This window comes from Xylanimonas oleitrophica (assembly GCF_003244315.1).
GTDB classification, from domain to species: domain Bacteria; phylum Actinomycetota; class Actinomycetes; order Actinomycetales; family Cellulomonadaceae; genus Xylanimonas_A; species Xylanimonas_A oleitrophica.
On the sequence record NZ_QKWH01000001.1, the window covers coordinates 78,657 to 97,294 of the forward strand.

An 18,638-nucleotide genomic window follows, 5' to 3' on the forward strand; every position below is an offset into this window, starting at 1 on the left:
TGGCCGGGCAAGTTCTGCTCAACTTCACGGATGAAATCTGGACAGCCGACCGGTTCACCCCTTGCTGAACCGCGCCACCTGAACAGGAATCGCGTCATTCGACGTGGCGCGCTGGCGGTGTCTGCACACCATCGGCACAATCGAGCCATGACTTCCTCCCGGCCTGCCTCCTCCGAGGACGGGTCCCGCACGTCGAGCCCTGGCCTCGCCGTCGCGGCAGTCGCGCGGCGCCTGGGAGTAGCACCGGCCACCCTCCGCACGTGGGACCGTCGCTACGGCCTGGGACCGTCCGGACGCACCGCCGGCTCGCACCGCCGCTACACCCCCGAGGACGTGGCGCGCCTCCTCGTCATGCGCCGCCTCACGCTCGAGGGCGTGGCGCCCGTCGACGCCGCGCGGGCTGCGCTCGAGGCCGAGCTCGACGACGTCGGGGCCGACGACGACGCACCCACCGCGCCCGACCGCTCCAGCGAGGGCGGCGCGGAGAGCGAGGGCGACGAGCGGGCGGAGCGCGAGCCCGAGGGCCCCGAGCAGTCCGCGTCCCGTGCCGCGCGCAGCCACCTGCGGGCGCTGCCCGGCGGCGGTGAGGGCGGCCGGGGTGCCGGCGCCACGTCCCTGCCCGGCGCCGCCCAGAGCACCATCTCGGCACGCGTCTCGGCCGTCATCGACGCCGCCCTCGCCTACGACCAGGCGGAGTGCGACTCCCTCCTGCGTCTCGGTGTCCAGGGCGACCCTGCGGCCTGGTGGACCCAGCTCGTCGAGCCGGCGTGGCTGCGCATCGCCCAGCGCACCGTGCTCGGCACCCCCGGCGAGGTGCCCGAGCTCGTGCTGGCGACGGCCGCGCTGAGAGCGTTGCGCGAGTTCACGCAGGCGTTCGAGCACGCGATGGTCAAGGCGGGCAACCCGCCGGCCAACCACCCGAGCCGCATGCGCAAGATCGTGCTGATCTTCGCGGCGCCCGACGAGGTGGTGCCGCTCGCGGCCCACGCGCTGGCCGCCGCGCTCGTGGCCAAGGGGGCTACCGCCCGGATCGTCACGGGCCCGGCCAGCACGCACCGCTCGGTGGAGCTGGTCACCATGGTGCGGCCCGCCGCCGTCGTGCTCGCCACGACCCTGGCCCGCCCCGACCTGGACGTGGTCCACGCGGTGCACGAGAGCTTCGGGGAGCTGCCCATCTTCGTGGGCCTGCGCCGGGACGACGCGGCCAGCGAGGTGCCTCTGGCGACGAGCGTGCAGCGCGTGCGCTCGTTCCCGGGCCTGCTCCACGAGGTCCTCGCCGTCGTCGGCTGACCTGGGAGGGGGATCGGCACCTGGCGCGCGGTGACCGATCCCACGGCGCTGCACGGACGGGCCGGAATACCGGGGACCCGTGGAACGTAGAATCCAGTCATGACGGATGCGACCCCGCACGACCCCTTCGGCTTCCTCGGGCTCACGTACGACGACGTCCTCCTGCTGCCCGGCTACTCCGACCTGGCGCCCTCGGACATCGACACGACGTCGCGGCTGACGCGCGAGATCTCGCTGCGGGTCCCGCTCGTCTCGGCGGCGATGGACACCGTCACCGAGGCGCGGATGGCGATCGCCATGGCGCGCCAGGGCGGCATCGGCGTGCTGCACCGCAACCTGTCGATCGAGGACCAGGCGCGCCAGGTCGACCTCGTCAAGCGCACGCAGACGGGCATCATCGACAACCCCGTCACCATCTCGCCGGACGCCACGCTCGAGCAGCTCGACAAGCTCGCGGGCGAGTACCGGATCTCCGGCTTCCCCGTGGTGGACGCGCAGGAGCGGCTGGTCGGCATCGTCACCAACCGCGACCTGCGCTTCACCCCGGTCGCCGAGTGGGGCACCACCAAGGTGGCCGAGGTCATGACCCCGGCCCCGCTCATCACCGGCCCTGCGGGCATCTCCCGCGAGGAGGCCACGGTGCTGCTGCGCAAGCACAAGCTCGAGCGGCTGCCGCTGGTGGACGCCGACGGCCGGCTCGCGGGCCTCATCACCGTCAAGGACTTCGTCAAGTCGGAGCAGTTCCCGAACGCCTCGAAGGACTCCCAGGGCCGCCTGCTCGTGGGTGCCGCGATCGGCTACTTCGGCGACGCCTGGCAGCGGGCCACCACCTTGATCGAGGCGGGTGCCGACGTCCTGGTGGCGGACACCGCGCACGGCAACGTGCGGATGCTCATCGAGATGGTGGAGCGCCTCAAGAAGGACCCGGCCACCAAGGACGTCCAGGTCATCGGCGGCAACGTGGCCACCCGCGAGGGGGCGCAGTCGTTCGTGGACGCCGGTGCGGACGCCATCAAGGTGGGCGTGGGTCCGGGCTCGATCTGCACCACGCGCGTCGTCACCGGCGTAGGCGTGCCGCAGGTCACGGCGGTGTACGAGGCGTCGCTCGCCGCGCGCGCGGCCGGCGTGCCGGTCATCGCGGACGGCGGCATGCGTCACTCGGGCGAGATCGGCAAGGCGATCGTCGCCGGTGCCGAGACCGTCATGCTGGGCTCGATGCTGGCGGGCACGGAGGAGGCGCCGGGCGAGACGATCCTCGTCAACGGCAAGCAGTACAAGGCCTACCGCGGCATGGGCTCGCTCGGGGCGATGTCCTCGCGCGGCAAGAAGTCCTACAGCAAGGACCGCTACTTCCAGGCCGAGGTGCTCAGCGACGATCTCATCGTCCCGGAGGGCGTCGAGGGGCAGGTGCCGTACAAGGGCACGCTGTCGAGCGTCGCGCACCAGCTCGTCGGCGGTCTTCACCAGACGATGTTCTACGTCGGTGCGCGCACGATCCCGGAGCTGCAGGCCAAGGGGCGGTTCGTGCGGATCACGTCGGCGTCGCTCAAGGAGAGCCACCCCCACGACGTGCAGATGACGGTCGAGGCGCCGAACTACAGCGGCTTCTGATCGTCTCCTGGCGTTCCGCGCCAGGTCGCAACCCGACACCACGCGATGTCGTAAGACCGCCAATGCCGCATCCTCGCCACTCAGAACCCTGACAAGGGGCGTCGTCCCTGGTTAGGGTCGGTGTCGACGGGGTGGCGCACTCAGCGTCACGCGGTCGGTGGCCGGCGGAGCTCCTTGCTCCGGCTCCGCAGGTCTGCTGCTCGCAACGATGAACCGGAGGCGATGCCGGGGAGTCGAGCTCGGTGGCCGTCGCTCAGGCGGCGGCCACCGAGAGACCCCCGCGGGAAGACCCTCGCCCCTCTCAGAAGACGGGAGCGGGCGCCGGTTCCACCGGCCAGGCCGTGGACGCCCCTGGACCCTCCAGCCCCTTGCGTGCGCGCCAGTCGTTGAAGCTCGTGGCCCAGTCCCGGTGCGCGCCCACCTGCGCCAGGTGCAGCTGCTCGAGCGACATGAGGGCCACGTCCTCGTGACGGCGCACGAGGGCGTCGAGCACGTCGAGGGTGGCGAGCACGTCGACGTCGGCCGAGTGCAGGTCGCCCGTGCCCTGGACGCCGTAGTGCGTCACGAGGTCGCCCAGCCGCCGCTTGCCCGGGCGGTAGCGGTCGAGCCAGCGGTCCAGCACCAGCGGGTCCAGCACGGGGCCGACGGCCCTGCCGAGACGCTCGGGGAGCGTGGGGAGCCCGTGGCGCGCGAGCTCGGCGTCGAGCAGCGACAGGTCGAACGCCGCGTTGTAGGCCACCACGGGAACGCCCTCGCGCAGGTGCCCGGCGAGCTCGGCGGCGATCTCCTCGAGGGCCTCGGCGGGGGCCTGCCCGTGCGCGCGGGCGTGCTCGGTGGTCACGCCGTGGATGGCCGCGGCCTCCGCGGGGATCTCGACGCCCGGGTCCACGAGCCAGGTGCGCACGTGCGTGCTGACGCCCGGCACGCGCAGCACCACGGCCGCGGTGACGATGCGGTCGCGCGTGACATCGACCCCCGTGGTCTCCGTGTCGAACCCGACCAGCGGGCCCTCGGCCCAGCCGGCGGTGAAGGCCTGGTACGACTGCTCGCCCATCCGCTGCTCCTGTCTCGTCGTCATCGTCGTCACCGGTGTCGTCGGCGTCTCCGTGCTGCCGGGAGCGACTGTGCCACCGGGCACCGACAGCCCCGGCAGGCGAGCCCCGGCGGCCCGCCTGCCGGGGCTCGCCGGTAGGCTGGTCCGGTGAGCAACGAGATCGAGATCGGCCGTGGCAAGCGCGGACGCCGTGCGTACTCCTTCGACGACATCGCGGTGGTGCCCTCGCGGCGCACCCGCGACCCGAAGGACGTCTCGGTCGGCTGGCAGATCGACGCCTACCACTTCGAGCTGCCGATCATGGCGGCGCCGATGGACTCGGTGATGAGCCCGGCGACCGCGGTGGAGCTCGGCCGCCTGGGCGGCCTGGGCGTGCTCGACCTCGAGGGCCTGTGGACGCGCTACGAGTCGCCGGAGCCGCTGCTCGCCGAGATCGCGCAGCTCCCGGCGGACGAGGCGACGCAGCGCATGCAGGACATCTACGCCGAGCCGATCAAGCCCGAGCTCATCACCCAGCGCCTCAAGGAGGTCCGGGCCTCGGGGGTCACGGTGGCGGGAGCGCTCTCGCCCCAGCGCACGCAGGAGCACTACCAGACGGTCGTGGACGCCGGCGTGGACCTGTTCGTCATCCGCGGCACCACCGTCTCCGCCGAGCACGTCTCGGGCAACGCCGAGCCCTTGAACCTCAAGCGCTTCATCTACGAGCTGGACGTGCCCGTCGTCGTGGGCGGGGCGTCCACGTACACGGCGGCGCTGCACCTGATGCGCACGGGCGCGGCGGGCGTGCTCGTCGGGTTCGGCGGGGGAGCGGCGCACACCACGCGCGTCTCCCTCGGCATCCACGCGCCGATGGCCACGGCGGTGTCGGACGTCGCGGCGGCGCGCCGCGACTACCTGGACGAGTCGGGCGGCCGCTACGTGCACGTCATCGCGGACGGTGGCGTGGGCCGCTCGGGCGACATCGTCAAGGCCGTGGCGTGCGGGGCGGACGCCGTGATGCTGGGCGCCGCGCTCGCGCGGGCGTCCGAGGCGCCGGGTGCGGGCTGGCACTGGGGCTCGGAGGCGCACCACGCGGTGCTGCCGCGCGGGGAGCGGGTCGAGGTCGGGACGGCCGGCACGCTCGAGGAGATCCTGTTCGGGCCCGGCCGCCAGGCGGACGGCACGCTGAACCTGGTGGGAGCGCTCAAGCGGGCGATGGCCACCACGGGCTACTCGGACCTGAAGGAGTTCCAGCGCGTCGAGGTCGTCGTCTCGCCGTACCAGCCGCGCTGAGCCGCCCGCGTCGCGCCTGCTGAGGGTCCCTCAGCAGGCGTACGGTGGCGGCATGGCCACCCTGCGTGAGGCCGGCGCCCCGCCCGCCGCCGTCGACCCCGGCGCCCGGGCGGGCGCCTCCCCGCTGGACCCGGGCGCCGTCGCCCGCCTGGTCGGCCGCGTCGTCACGTCGGGCACCGCGGGCGAGCACGTGGCCACGGCCCCGTTCACCGGCGCGCCGCTCGTCGCGCTCCCGCTGTCCTCGCCCGACGACGTGGCTCGCGCCGTCGGACGGGCCCGCGCGGCGCAGGCGGCGTGGCGGCGGGTGCCCGTCCGGCAGCGCGCCCGGGTGCTCGACCGTGTCGGTGAGCTGGTGCTGCGCCGCCAGCGGGAGATCCTCGACCTCGTGCAGCTCGAGTCGGGAAAGGCCCGGCGCAGCGCTTTCGAGGAGGTCGCCGACGTCGCGCAGACGGCCCGCCACTACGCGGTGCGCGGGCCGCGCTACCTCGCGGAGCGGTCGGAGCCCGGCATGCTCCCGCTGCTGACCGGGGTGCGGGTGGCTCGCCGTCCGGTCGGCGTGGTCGGGGTGATCGCCCCGTGGAACTATCCGTTGACCCTGGCGCTGTCCGAGGCGCTGCCGGCGCTGCTGGCGGGCAACGCGGTGGTCGTCAAGCCCGACCCGCAGACGAGCCTGTCCGCGCTGTGGGTCGCGGGGGCGCTGCACGACGCCGGTCTGCCGGAGGATCTCTTCCTGGTGGTCGCCGGAGGGGTCGAGGTCGGCCGTGCCGTGGCAGGCGAGGCGGACCACGTGGCGTTCACGGGCTCGACGCAGGTGGGCAGGGAGGTGGCCGCGGCGGCCGGGCGGCGCCTGGTCGGCGCGACCCTCGAGCTCGGCGGCAAGAACGCCCTCTACGTCGCCGCCGACGCCGACGTGGCGGCGAGCGTCGACGGGATCGTACGGGCCTGCTTCGCGAACGCGGGCCAGCTCTGCATGGCGATCGAGCGCCTGGTGCTGCACGAGGCCGTGGCGGACGCCTTCCTGGACCGGTTCGTGCCCGCCGTGCGCGCCCTGCGGCTCGGTGCGGGGCTCGACTACTCCGCCGACGTCGGCTCGCTCGTCTCCCCCGCGCAGCTCGAGCGCGTGCGCAGGCATGTGGAGGACGCCGTCGGCCGGGGTGCTCGCGTCCTGGCCGGCGGTGCGCACCGCCCCGACGTGGGGCCGTTCTTCTACGAGCCCACGGTGCTGGACGGTGTGCCGGCGGACGCCCTGTGCGCGCAGGAGGAGACGTTCGGTCCCGTGGTGTCGGTGCGGCGGGTGGCGTGCGACGACGACGCGGTGACGGTCATGAACGACACCCCGTTCGGGCTCAGCGCCAGCATCTGGTCGCGGGACGTGGCACGGGCCCGCCGCCTGGCGGCCCGTGTGGAGGCGGGCACCGTGGTGGTCAACGACGGGTACATGTCCGCGTGGGGCTCGACGGCGGCCCCGATGGGTGGGTTCAAGGCGTCCGGCCAGGGCCGTCGGCACGGGCGCGAGGTGGTCGAGGCCGTGACCGAGGCGCAGACGGTGGTGGCCCAGCGCGGGCAGCGGTTCGGCGTCTCGCTGGACGCCCTCTACGGGCTGGGCGGCGAGGCGCCGTCGCGTGTCCTGACCGCGGCGATGCACACCCTCCGGGTGCTGCGCCGGCCGTAGCCGGGGCGCAGCGGCCCACGAGCTCGCGCACGCGGTGCTCGGGTGCCGGTGCTCAGGTGCTCAGGCGCGCGTCGCGAGCTCGGCGCGCAGGTTGACCTGCGCCTGCGTGGCCCACCGCGCGTGCCCCGCCGGGGTGCGGAAGAGCCGGGGGAGCGCCAGGAGCTGCTCGAGGACGGCGGCACGCCCGGTGCGGAACAGGTCGTCGGGCACGTGGCCGTACTCCGCACGGACCTGGTGCACGTAGCGGGAGTAGCGGGCCGGGGTGCCGCCGAGCACGGCGAGGTCGGCGTCGCTGACCAGCGCTCCCAGCAGGTCGTCCGGGTCGGGCGCGTGGTCGGTGGTGACCAGCACCAGGCGGGCCACCTCCTCGACGTCGGTGGCGGTGAGCGCTCCCGTGGCGACGAGCGGGGCCAGCAGGTGGCGGGCCAGGGCTGCCGAGCGCTCCTCGTCGCTGCCGCCGTCGTTGCCGTCGCCGCTGCCGTCGCCTGAGGGTCGGGTGTCGGTCGGGGCCTGCCCCGGGTCCGCCCGGCCAGCCTCGTGCACCGCGTCGTGGAACCACACGGCCAGCCGCGCCGTGCGGGCCTGGGCGGCGGGGGTCCCGGTCTCCGCGAGCAGGGTGTCGAGGGCGTCGAGCGCTGCGGCCAGGTGGAGGCGGCCGTGGTAGACGCGGTGCGGCTCGCTCCAGCGCTCGAGCAGGTCGTCGCCCACAGCGGCGGCCGCAGCCGTGGTGTCCGTCCCGGTGCGACCGTCGGCCCACAGTCCCTGCCACAGGGCCTGCCACCGCGTCCGCAGCGCGTCCCGGCGCGCGCCGGCCCGCTCGTGCCCGGGGACGCGCAGGCCCGATGCCCCCAGCCGGCGCACGAGCGTGCGGCCGTCGACGGGCTCGGCGCCCGCGGCGACCAGCTCGGCGTGGCGGTCGGCGGGGGTGTCGTAGTGGTCCAGGTCGAAGGCGCGGTCGCCCACGCCCGCGGCCCGCGCGAAGGTGCGCAGCTCGTGCAGCGACGTGTCGGAGACGAGGTGGGACCACAGGGTCCCGTGCGCCGGCCACGCGGGAGCGTCGAGGAGGATCACCTGCCGAGCCTACGGCGGTCCGGAGGCCCGCCCGGCTGCGTCCGATCTCACCCGGTCGGCGGGAACCCGGTGGCGGAGCGGGGCTAGACACCGGGCGCAAACGGGCGTAGAAACAGACATACGGACATCGGCAGAGCGACAGCCGGGCATCGCAGCCCGGCACGGGAGGGCACGTGTACGCACCGGAGCGGCACCAGCAGATCCTCGCCACCGCGCGTGCGCAGGGCCGGGTCGACGTGACCCGCCTCGCGGCCGACCTCGACGTCACGCCCGAGACGGTGCGCCGCGACCTCACGGTGCTCGAGCGCCACGGCCTGGTCCGCCGGGTCCACGGCGGCGCGATCCCGGTCGAGCGCCTCGGGTTCGAGCCGGCGGTGGCCGACCGCGAGAGCGTGCTCGCCGCGGAGAAGGAGCGCATCGCCAAGACCGCGCTCGACGAGCTGCCCGACGGGGGCGCCGTCGTCCTCGACGCGGGCACCACCACGGTGCGGCTCGCGGAGATCCTGCCCCACGACCGCGAGCTGACGGTCGTCACCCACGCGCTGCCCGTGGCCACCGTGCTGGCGGCACGGCCCAACGTGACCCTCCACCTGGTGGGCGGCACGCTGCGCGGCCGCACGCTCGCCGCCGTCGGCGACTGGGCCGAGCGGGCGCTGCGGGACGTGCGCGTGGACGTGGCGTTCCTGGGTACCAACGGGCTCACCGTCGAGGACGGCATCACGACGCCGGACCTCGCCGAGGCGTCCGTCAAGCGCGCGCTGGTCGCGGCAGCCCGCCGCACCGTCGTCCTCGCGGACCACTCCAAGGTGGGCCGCACCGACCTCGCGATCGTGGCGCCGCTGGCACGCGTCGACACGCTCGTGACCGACACCGGGCTCGACCCCGAGCTCGCCGACGAGATCGAGGCCGCGGGTCCCCGCGTCGTGCGGGCCTGACCGAGCGGCCACTGCTGAAGGAGAGCGATGAAGGTCTTCAAGTTCTACGCCCCCGGCGACGTGCGGCTCGAGGACGCCCCCGAGCCCACCCCCGGCCCGGGCGAGATCAAGCTGCGCGTGCGCGCCACCTCCATGTGCGGCACCGACGTCAAGATCTCGACGTCCGGCCACCAGCGCATGGAGCCCGAGCGCGTCATGGGCCACGAGATCGCCGGCGAGATCGCCGAGCTCGGCGAGGGCGTGACCGGGTGGGCCGTGGGCGACCGCGTCCAGGTCATCGCCGCGATCCCGTGCGGCAAGTGCGACTGGTGCCAGGCCGGCATCCCCACGATCTGCCCCAACCAGCTCTCCATGGGCTACCAGTTCGACGGTGGTTTCGCGCCGTACATGATCGTGCCGCCGCAGGTCATGGCCGTGGACGGCCTGAACCGCATCCCCGACGGCGTCGGCTTCGCCGAGGCGTCGGTGGCCGAGCCGTTCGCCTGCGCCATCAACGCCCAGGAGCTCATCGACACGCACGACGGCGACACCGTCGTGGTGGTCGGCTCCGGCCCCATCGGCTGCCTGCACGTGCGCCTGGCGCGCGCCCGCGGTGCCGCCAAGGTGTTCCTCGTCGAGCTGTCGCGCGAGCGCCTCGACCTCGCGGCCGACGTCGTCAAGCCCGACGCCGCGATCTGCTCGGCCGAGACGGACCCGGTCGAGGCCGTGCGCGAGCTGACGGGCGGCCGTGGGGCCGACGTCGTCATCACCGCCGCGGCCTCGGGTGCCGCCCAGGAGCAGGGCCTGCAGATGCTCGCCCCGCGCGGCCGGATCAGCCTGTTCGGCGGCCTGCCCAAGGACCGTCCGACGATCACGCTCGACTCCAACCTGGTGCACTACAAGGAGCTGAGCGTGTGGGGCGCGAACGGGTCGAGCCCCGACCACAACAAGAAGGCGCTGGCGCTCATCGCCGACGGCAGCGTCCCCGTCACCGACCTCATCACCCACCGGCTGCCGCTCGAGCGCGTGGCCGAGGGGCTCGACGTGGTGCGCGGCGGAACCGGAATCAAGGTCACGATCGAGCCGTGAGGCTCGGCGTCACCAGATCAACGACGATCGACGGAGCGTGAACGCAACGATGTCATCCACCACTGCCCCCGCCGCGGCGGGGGCCTCGATCAGCCGCGGGCGTGCTGCCCAGGTGCGGTTGCAGCGGTTCGGGTCCTTCCTCACCGCGATGATCATGCCGAACCTCCCGGCCTTCCTGGCCTGGGGGCTGATCACGGCGCTGTTCATCGGCACGGGCTGGCTCCCCAACCCCATCCTGGGCGGTTACGGCGACGCGAGCGTCGTCGGCTGGGAGGGCGCGGCCACCCAGCTTGCGATGGCCGACGACGGTACGACCTTCTCGCAGTACCTCGGCCTGGTCGGGCCGATGGTCACCTACCTGCTGCCGCTGCTCATCGCGAACGCGGGCGGCCGCCTGGTGCACGGCGAGCGCGGCGGTGTCGTGGGCACCATCGCGACGGTCGGCATGATCGCCGGCTCGACCGTGCCGATGTTCCTGGGCGCCATGATCGTGGGCCCGCTCGCGGCCTGGGTCATGAAGAAGCTCGACGGGCTCTGGGAAGGCAAGATCAAGCCCGGCTTCGAGATGCTCGTCAACATGTTCTCGGCGGGCATCACGGGTGCCGCGCTGTCGGTGGCGGCGTTCTTCGGCATCGCGCCGGTCGTGACCCAGCTGAGCACGCTGCTCGGCAACGTGGTGGCGTGGCTGGCCGACCACAGCCTGCTGCCGGTCATGAGCCTCATCGTCGAGCCGGCCAAGGTGCTGTTCCTCAACAACGCCATCGGCAACGGCGTGCTGGTGCCGCTCGGCGCGCAGCAGGTCACGGAGGCGGGCCACTCGCTGCTGTTCCTGGTCGAGGCCAACCCCGGCCCGGGCCTGGGCATCCTGCTGGCCTTCATGGTCTTCGGCGTGGGCGCGGCGCGCAGCACGGCGTCCGGCGCGGCCGTGATCCAGTTCGTGGGCGGCATCCACGAGGTCTACTTCCCGTTCGTGCTGATGAAGCCGATGCTCATCGTGGCCGCCATCCTCGGCGGGGCGACGGGCGTGGCCACCAACGCGCTGTTCGACAGCGGCCTGCGCGGCCCCGCGTCGCCCGGCAGCATCCTCGCGGTGCTGGCCGTCACGGCCCGCGGCAGCTATGTCGGCGTGATCCTGTCCGTGGTGCTCAGCTGCCTGGTCTCGTTCCTGGTGGCCTCGCTGATCCTGCGGGCGTCGCGGCGCCGTGACCTCGCGGCCGGCGAGAGCGGCGACCTCGACGCGGCGATCGCGCAGACCGAGGCGAACAAGGGCAAGAGCTCGGACGCGCTGGCGGCACTGCGCGGCGGCCCGGCTGCCGAGGCCGCGGGCGAGGCGCAGGCTGTGGTGGGAGGGTCCCGCCCGGTGCGCAGCATCGTCTTCGCGTGCGACGCCGGCATGGGGTCGTCCGCGATGGGTGCGAGCGTGCTGCGTGACAAGCTCCGCAAGGCGGGCGTCGAGGGCGTGACCGTGGTCAACAAGGCGGTCGCGAACCTCGAGGACGACGTCGACCTGGTGATCAGCCAGCGCGAGCTGACCGAGCGCGCTCGGCTGCGCGCGCCCGGCGCCCGGCACCTGTCGGTCGACAACTTCATGAACAGCCCCGTGTACGACGAGGTCGTGCGCGAGGCCCAGGCGAACCGGCCCGAGGCCGGCCAGGAGGTGACGCAGTGACCGAGGTGCTGACCCGCGACCTGGTGGTCGTGCCCGGCGAGGCACGGACGAGGGACGAGGCGATCCGCGAGGCCGGCGAGCTGCTCGTCGGTGCCGGGGCCGTCACGCCCGCCTACGTCGACGCGATGCTCGAGCGGGAGAGCACGGTGTCCACCTTCATGGGCAACGGGCTCGCGATCCCGCACGGCACCAACGAGGCCAAGGCGGAGATCTCCCGGTCGGCCGTGTGCCTGGTGCGCTACGACGAGCCGATCGACTGGGGCGGCAGCCCCGTGCGCGTCGTGGTCGGCATCGCCGGCCAGGGCGACTCCCACCTGGAGATCTTGGGGCGCATCGCCGTCCTGTTCTCCGACGAGGCGGCGGCCCGGAGCGTGCTCGAGGCCCCGGACGCCGACGCCGTCTACACGATCCTCGGGCAGGTCAACGCCTGATGATCGTCACCGTCACCCCGAACCCGAGCCTGGACCGCACCTTCGACGTCGGCGCCCTGCACGTCGGCGAGGTCAACCGGGCGCTGGACACGCACGTGCACCCCGGAGGGAAAGGGATCAACGTCTCGCGCGCCCTCGCCCGGCACGGGGTCGCCACCCGGGCCGTGCTGCCCACGGGCGGGGCCGACGGCGTGGAGCTGGCTCACCTCCTGGGTGGGCTCGGGATCGCCTCGCGTGCCGTGCCGGTGCGCGAGGCGACCCGCAGCAACGTGGCCGTCGTCGACGCGGCGGGCACGACCACGAAGGTGAACGCGGCGGGCCCGGCGCTCGACCCGGCAGAGGCTGCCGCGCTGGTCGCGGCGGTCGAGGCGGAGCTGGAGGCGGGCGCGGCATGGCTCGTGCTGGCCGGCAGCCTGCCGCGGGCAGGCGGCGACGACCTGTACCTGCGGTTGATCGACGCCGCGGGTGCCCGTGGGGTGCCCGCGGCGGTCGACGCCTCCGGCGCGGCGCTGCACGCCGTCGCCGACCACGGGGGCGCGGCGCTGCTCAAGCCCAACCTCGAGGAGCTCGAGGACCTGCTGGGTGCGGCACCGCGCACCGTCGGCGAGATCGTCGACGGTGCGCGGGCCGTGCTCGCCCGGGGGCACGGGCAGGCGCTCGTGTCGCTGGGGGCCGACGGTGCGCTTCTGGTCACGCCCGACGCGTGCTGGTGGGCGGGCGGCCCGCCGCTCGTGCCGCGCAGCACCGTGGGAGCGGGCGACTGCACCCTCGCCGGGTTCCTCGCGGCCCACGGTGACGTCCTCGAGCGGCTGCGGACCGCGGTCGCGTGGGGCCGGGCGGCCGTGGCGCTGCCGGGGAGCGCGGCGCCGGGCCCCGAGGACGTCGACCTGACCGCCGTCCGCGCGGTGGCCGAGCCGCCCGCGCACCTGCACCCCGCCGAGCTCCTGGAGCTCGCCGACCAGGCCCCGGCAGGCACCGTCTCCCGCCCGGGCACCACCCCGACCCATCCCCGACCGTAGGAGACACCGATGTCCCAGCGCACCGCCGTCGTCGCGTCGCTGCAGGGCCTGCACGCCCGCCCCGCCGCACTGTTCACCCAGGCCGTCGCGGCCACGGGCGTGCCCGTCACGATCGCCAAGGGCGACGGCGCGCCGGTCGACGCCGCCAGCACCCTGCTGGTCATGACGCTCGGCGCCCGGCTGGGCGACGAGGTCACCCTCGCCTGCGAGGACGAGGGCGTGCTGGAGGACCTGGCCCGCCTCATCGAGACGGACCTCGACGCGCCGGACGCGGGCGCCGCGGCCGGCACCGCCGCCCCCGCGCAGGAGGCGACCTCGTGACCGTCGACGCCGGTCCGACCACCTTCCAGGGCGTCGGCGTGGGGCGCGGCATGGTCGTGGGCCCGGTCGCCAAGGCGCACCCGTCCCCGGCCGTGCCGTCCGACGGCGGCCCGGGTGACGCCGAGGCGCTGCGCGCGGCGTTCGCCGCGGTGGCCGCGACGCTCCAGGAGCGTGCGGGGGCGGCCGAGGGCGCCATCGCCGAGGTGCTCGCCGCGACGGCCCAGATCGCCCAGGACCCGGCTCTGCTGGCGGACGCCGAGCAGCGCGTGGCCGCGGGGGAGAGCCCCGCCCAGGCCGTGGACCGTGCGGTCGACCGCTTCGCCGAGATGTTCCGCGCCGCGGGCGGGTACCTGGCCGAACGGGTGACCGACCTGCGCTCGGTGCGCGACCGCGTCCTCGCCCTCCTGCTGGGGCTTCCCGAGCCGGGCGTGCCTGCGCTGGAGGTGCCCAGCGTCGTCGTCGCCGAGGACCTGTCGCCCGCGGACACCGCGGCGCTCGAGGTGGACAAGGTGCTGGCCATCGTCACCGAGCACGGCGGGCCCACCGGGCACACCGCGATCATCGCGGGCCAGCTCGGGCTGCCCTGCGTGGTGCGCACCACCGGGGTCATGGAGGTCGAGGCGGGCCGCGAGGTGGCGGTCGACGCCGCGACGGGCACCGTCGTCGTCGACCCCGCCGAGGAACTGCGCGCCCAGGCACGCGAGCGCGCCCGCGTGCAGGAGGAGCTGGAGGGGGACACCGCCCCGGGTTCCACCGCGGACGGGCACGCCGTCGCGCTGCTCGCCAACATCGGCACGGCGGCCGACGCCGGCCGCGCCGCCGCGACCCCGGCCGAGGGCGTGGGGCTCTTCCGCACGGAGGTGCTGTTCCTGGAGCGGTCCTCGGCCCCCACGCTCGAGGAGCAGACCGCCGTCTACGCCGAGGTGCTCGGTGCGTTCGCCGGCCGCGGCGGTGGCGACAAGGTGGTGGTGCGCACGCTGGACGCGGGCGCCGACAAGCCGCTCGCGTTCGTCACCCAGCCCGGTGAGGAGAACCCCGCCCTGGGCGTGCGCGGCTACCGGCTGGTGCGGCGCGAGCCGGAGCTGCTGCGCACCCAGCTCGCCGCGCTGGCGCAGGCGGCGAAGGACACGGGCACCAGCCCGTGGGTCATGGCTCCGATGATCGCCACCGCCCAGGAGGCCGCCGACTTCGCCGCGCTCGCTCACGAGGTGGGGCTCACCGAGCCGTGCAAGGTGGGTGTCATGGTGGAGGTGCCGTCGGCGGCGCTGCGGGCCGCGGACCTGCTGCGTCACGTCGACTTCGTGTCGCTCGGCACCAACGACCTGGCCCAGTACACGATGGCCACCGACCGTCTGCGCGGGTCGCTCGCGGACCTGCTCGACCCGTGGCAGCCCGCGGTGCTCGACCTCGTGGCCGCCACCGCGCGGGCGGGCGCGGAGCTGGGCAAGCCCGTCGGGGTGTGCGGCGAGTCCGCCGCCGACCCCCTGATGGCACTGGTGCTGGCGGGCCTGGGCATCACCAGCCTGTCCATGAGCCCGGGTGCCCTGCCCGCCGTGCGGCACCTGCTGCGGCGTCACGACCTGGACACGTGCCGGGCCGCGGCGGACGCCGCCCTGGCCGCGACGTCGGCGTCCGAGGCGCGCGAGGCGGTGCGGGCGCTCGTCGACCCGGCCGTGCGCGACGCCCTCGCCCTCTAGACACACCGTCGCAGGTGCAGTCGTGGCCCGGTTCCGCACGCGGAACCGGGCCACGACTGTCACGGCACAGGGATCAGGTGCGCGCCGTCTCCACCGCCTCGACGCACTGGCGGGCGATCGCCAGCTCCTCCATCGTGGGCACCACCATCACCAGCGTCTTGGTCCACTCCGGCGAGATGATCCGCGGGTCGTCGCTGCGGGCCTCGTTGCGGTCCTCGTCGATCGCGATGCCGAACGGCTCGAGGCCGTCGATCACCGCTGTGCGCGTCAGGGCGTCGTTCTCGCCGATGCCCGCCGTGAACGCGATGACGTCGACCCGGCCCAGCAGCGCCGCGTACGCACCGATGTACTTCTTGATGCGGTGCACGTACACCGAGAAGGCCAGGTTTGCGTCCGGGTCGCCCTCGTCGACCATGCGGTGCAGCTCGCGCATGTCGTTCTCGCCCGCCAGGCCCTTGAGCCCCGAGCGCTTGTTCAGCAGGTCGTCGATCTCGTCGATGCTCATGCCCGCGTTGCGCGCCAGGTGGAACACCACGGCCGGGTCGACGTCGCCCGAGCGCGTGCCCATCACCAGACCCTCGAGCGGGGTCAGGCCCATCGACGTCTCGATCGGCACGCCGCCCTTGACCGCGGAGACCGACGCCCCGTTGCCCAGGTGCAGGACGATCGAGTTGAGGTCCTGCACCCGGCGGCCCAGCACCCGGGCGATCTTGCCGGCCACGTACTGGTGGCTGGTGCCGTGGGCGCCGTAGCGGCGCACCGCGTACCGGTCGGCCACGTCCCGGTCGATCGCGTACGTGTACGCCTCCGGCGGCAGGTCCTGGAAGAACGCCGTGTCGAACACGGCGACGTGCGGCACGTCGCCCAGCAGCTGCCGGGCGACCCGGATGCCCTGGATGTTGGCCGGGTTGTGCAGCGGTGCCAGCGGCACCAGCGACTCCATCTTCTCCAGCGCCTCGTCGTCCACGATCACGGGGCCGGAGAACAGCTCGCCGCCCTGCACCACGCGGTGCCCGACGGCGTAGATGCCGGCCTCCGACAGCCGCGGCCCGATCTCCTCGAACAGGCCGAGGGCGACCTCCAGGGCCGCGCCGTGGTCGGCCACCGGCTGCTCGCGGCGCGTGGTGTTGCCGGCGAACTTGTGCGTCACGATGCCCGAGGACTCGCCGATCCGCTCGATCGTGCCCTTGGCGATCGCCTCACCGCCCACCGGGTTGACGAGCTGGTACTTGAGCGACGACGAGCCCGAGTTCAGCACGAGGACGGAGCCGTGGGCGCCGTACGCGCTGTAAGGGTTGGGGCGCTCGGCGTCGGGGATGATGCTCACGAGGTTCTGCTCCTGTTCCGGGGCGCTCAGGCCGGCTGCTGGGCCTGGATGGCCGTGATGGCGACGGTGTTGACGATGTCCTGCACGAGCGCGCCGCGCGACAGGTCGTTGACGGGCTTGTTCAGGCCCTGCAGCACCGGGCCGACGGCGACCGCTCCCGCCGAGCGCTGCACGGCCTTGTACGTGTTGTTGCCCGTGTTCAGGTCGGGGAACACGAACACCGTGGCCCGCCCCGCCACCGAGGACTCCGGCAGCTTGGACGCCGCCACCGACGCGTCCACCGCGGCGTCGTACTGGATGGGGCCCTCCACCGACAGGTCCGGGCGGCGCTCGCGGACCACCGCGGTGGCCGCACGGACCTTGTCCACGCCCGAGCCGGAGCCCGACTCGCCCGTGGAGTAGGACAGCATGGCGATGCGCGGCTCGACGCCGAACTGCGCGGCGGTGGCCGCCGAGCTGATCGCGACGTCGGCGAGCTGCTCCGTGGTGGGGTCGGGGATGACGGCGCAGTCGCCGTAGACCAGCACCCGGTCCTCGAGGCACATGAGGAACACCGACGAGACGCTGGAGATGCCGGGCGCCGTCTTGATGATCTCGAACGACGGCCGGATGGTGTGCGCCGTGGTGTGGGCGGCGCCCGAGACCATCCCGTGGGCCAGGCCCAGGTGCACCATCATCGTGCCGAAGTAGGAGACGTCGGTGACGATCTCCCGGGCCCGCTCCACGGTCATGCCCTTGTGGGAGCGGAGCCGCGTGTACTCCTCGGCGAACAGCTCCACGTGCTCCGGGTCGTGCGGGGAGAGCACCTGGGCGGAAGCGATGTCCAGGCCGAGCTCGGCGGCGCGGGCCCGCACCGACGTCTCGTCGCCGAGGATCGTGAGGTCGGCGATGCCGCGGGCCAGCACCGTCGAGGCTGCGCGCAGGATGCGGTCGTCGTCGCCCTCGGGCAGCACCACGCGGCGGCGGTCGGCCCGGGCCCGCTCGATGAGCTCGTACTCGAACATCAGCGGGGTGACGACCTCGGGGCGGGGCACGTCGAGGCGGGCGAGCAGCTCGGCGCCGTCCACGTTCTTCTCGAACAGCGCCCGGGCGACGTCGATCTTGCGGGTCGAGGTCACGGTGACCTTGCCGCGCGTCTTGGCCGCGGCGCGGGCGGCAGGGTAGGTGTCGCGCTGCGTGGAGATCACGGGCACGTGCGGGTCCAGCGCGCGGACCAGGTCGCCGAGGGTGCCCTCGGGCGTGTACCCGCCGGTGAGGATGATGCCGGCGAGCGACGGGAAGGTGGGGGCGCTCTGGGCCGCGAGCAGGCCCAGCAGCACGTCGGTGCGGTCGCCGGGCGTGATGACGACGGCGCCGTCGGACACGTGCTCGAGCAGGTGCGCCAGCGACATGGCGCCGATGAGCACGTCGAGCGCCTCGCGGCCCATGAGCTGGGGGTCGCCCAGCAGCAGCTCGCCCTCGACGGCCTCCCGCAGCTGCGCCACCGTGGGGGCCTGGAGGAAGCTCTCCTCGGGGACCACCCACAGCGGCAGCGTGGTGTCGGCGTTGAGCGCCTCCACGGGGGCGGGGAGCTCGCCGTCGTACCTGTTGACGACGACGCCGACCGGCTGGGCGTGGTTGGCGCGCAGCTCGCCGAGCGACAGGGCGGCCAGCGCCCGCGTCTCCTCCGTGCTGCGGCCCTGCGCGGAGACCACCAGCAGCACGGGTGCGCCGAGGTTGGCGGCCACCTTGGCGTTGAAGGCGAGCTCGGTGGGGCCGGAGACGTCGGTGTAGTCGGTGCCCAGCACCACCACGGCGTCGCAGCGGTCCGCGACCTCGTGGTAGCGGGCCACGATGCGGCTCATGGCCGCCTCGGGGTCCGCGTGGATCTCGTCGTAGGTGATGCCCACCGACTCGTCGTACGTCAGGTCGACGCCGTCGTGGTCCAGCAGCATCTCCAGCACGTGGTCGCGCTGCGTGGCGGCGTCGCCCACGGGCTGGGAGGGCACCCGGGAGACAGGACGGAACACCCCCACCCGCTGGCCCTGGCGTACGAGCAGGTCGATGACGCCCAGGGCGACCGTCGACTTTCCGGAGTCTCCTTCGGGGGAGGCGATGACGATGCTGCGGGTCGCCGTCATGGCGTGGTGCTCCTCGGTTCTCTCGGGGTGCCGGGCGCATCGTGGCGCGCCCGGCAGTGGCGAGCCCGGCCGGGGGTCCCC

General features: G+C 74.0%; 15 protein-coding genes. 11 read left to right on the top strand and 4 right to left on the bottom strand.

The features are described from left to right. Window positions 1-147 precede the first annotated feature (147 nt). Window positions 148-1,290, top strand: coding sequence for a MerR family transcriptional regulator (locus tag DNL40_RS00465; RefSeq protein WP_111249276.1), 1,143 nt, complete (start codon window positions 148-150; stop codon window positions 1,288-1,290). A 99-nt stretch (window positions 1,291-1,389) separates the two neighbouring features. Next, entirely contained in the window at window positions 1,390-2,901 is a 1,512-nt protein-coding gene (guaB, locus tag DNL40_RS00470) for an IMP dehydrogenase (RefSeq protein ID WP_111249277.1), read from the top strand. Window positions 2,902-3,202: 301 nt separating this feature from the next. Here the strand turns inward: guaB and DNL40_RS00475 are convergent, their stop codons facing one another. After that, the gene (locus DNL40_RS00475) at window positions 3,203-3,979 is read right to left on the bottom strand and encodes an exonuclease domain-containing protein (RefSeq protein ID WP_425450739.1); all 777 of its coding nucleotides are present in this window, start codon (window positions 3,977-3,979) and stop codon (window positions 3,203-3,205) included. Window positions 3,980-4,102: 123 nt separating this feature from the next. Here DNL40_RS00475 and DNL40_RS00480 point away from each other — a divergent pair, with 123 nt between their 5' ends. After that, window positions 4,103-5,227, top strand: coding sequence for a GuaB3 family IMP dehydrogenase-related protein (locus tag DNL40_RS00480; RefSeq protein ID WP_111249279.1), 1,125 nt, complete (start codon window positions 4,103-4,105; stop codon window positions 5,225-5,227). Window positions 5,228-5,279: 52 nt separating this feature from the next. Beyond that, window positions 5,280-6,899, top strand: coding sequence for a succinic semialdehyde dehydrogenase (locus tag DNL40_RS00485; protein ID WP_111249280.1), 1,620 nt, complete (start codon window positions 5,280-5,282; stop codon window positions 6,897-6,899). A 60-nt stretch (window positions 6,900-6,959) separates the two neighbouring features. Here DNL40_RS00485 and DNL40_RS00490 read toward each other — a convergent pair whose 3' ends face one another. After that, window positions 6,960-7,967, bottom strand: a complete 1,008-nt coding sequence (locus DNL40_RS00490) for a DUF4031 domain-containing protein (protein ID WP_111249858.1) — start codon at window positions 7,965-7,967, stop codon at window positions 6,960-6,962. A gap of 176 nt (window positions 7,968-8,143) precedes the next feature. Here DNL40_RS00490 and DNL40_RS00495 point away from each other — a divergent pair, with 176 nt between their 5' ends. From DNL40_RS00495 to ptsP, 7 genes are read left to right on the top strand one after another with little or no spacing between them, the layout of a single operon-like run. After that, window positions 8,144-8,905 carry a DeoR/GlpR family DNA-binding transcription regulator gene (locus DNL40_RS00495; protein WP_111249281.1) on the top strand — a complete coding sequence of 254 codons (762 nt, stop codon included), beginning with the start codon at window positions 8,144-8,146 and terminating at the stop codon, window positions 8,903-8,905. A gap of 27 nt (window positions 8,906-8,932) precedes the next feature. Next, on the top strand, window positions 8,933-9,973 hold the full coding sequence (locus DNL40_RS00500; RefSeq protein ID WP_111249282.1) for a zinc-dependent dehydrogenase: 1,041 nt from the start codon (window positions 8,933-8,935) through the stop codon (window positions 9,971-9,973). 49 nt (window positions 9,974-10,022) lie between these two features. Then, complete coding sequence (locus DNL40_RS00505; RefSeq protein ID WP_111249283.1) at window positions 10,023-11,642, top strand: PTS mannitol transporter subunit IIBC; 1,620 nt, start codon at window positions 10,023-10,025, stop codon at window positions 11,640-11,642. Beyond that, complete coding sequence (locus tag DNL40_RS00510) at window positions 11,639-12,073, top strand: PTS mannitol transporter subunit IIA (protein WP_111249284.1); 435 nt, start codon at window positions 11,639-11,641, stop codon at window positions 12,071-12,073. Before DNL40_RS00505 ends, DNL40_RS00510 begins: the two co-directional genes overlap by 4 nt. Next, complete coding sequence (locus tag DNL40_RS00515) at window positions 12,073-13,092, top strand: 1-phosphofructokinase family hexose kinase (protein ID WP_111249285.1); 1,020 nt, start codon at window positions 12,073-12,075, stop codon at window positions 13,090-13,092. The genes DNL40_RS00510 and DNL40_RS00515 overlap by 1 nt, the downstream gene beginning before the upstream one ends. A 9-nt stretch (window positions 13,093-13,101) precedes the next feature. Next, the gene (locus tag DNL40_RS00520) at window positions 13,102-13,413 is read left to right on the top strand and encodes an HPr family phosphocarrier protein (RefSeq protein WP_111249286.1); all 312 of its coding nucleotides are present in this window, start codon (window positions 13,102-13,104) and stop codon (window positions 13,411-13,413) included. Then, on the top strand, window positions 13,410-15,110 hold the full coding sequence (ptsP, locus tag DNL40_RS00525) for a phosphoenolpyruvate--protein phosphotransferase (RefSeq protein WP_111249287.1): 1,701 nt from the start codon (window positions 13,410-13,412) through the stop codon (window positions 15,108-15,110). The genes DNL40_RS00520 and ptsP overlap by 4 nt, the downstream gene beginning before the upstream one ends. 73 nt (window positions 15,111-15,183) lie before the next feature. Here ptsP and DNL40_RS00530 read toward each other — a convergent pair whose 3' ends face one another. Further along, window positions 15,184-16,437, bottom strand: coding sequence for an acetate/propionate family kinase (locus DNL40_RS00530; protein WP_111249288.1), 1,254 nt, complete (start codon window positions 16,435-16,437; stop codon window positions 15,184-15,186). Window positions 16,438-16,463: 26 nt separating this feature from the next. After that, window positions 16,464-18,557 carry a phosphate acetyltransferase gene (pta, locus tag DNL40_RS00535; RefSeq protein ID WP_111249289.1) on the bottom strand — a complete coding sequence of 698 codons (2,094 nt, stop codon included), beginning with the start codon at window positions 18,555-18,557 and terminating at the stop codon, window positions 16,464-16,466. Between the last annotated feature and the right edge of the window lie 81 nt (window positions 18,558-18,638).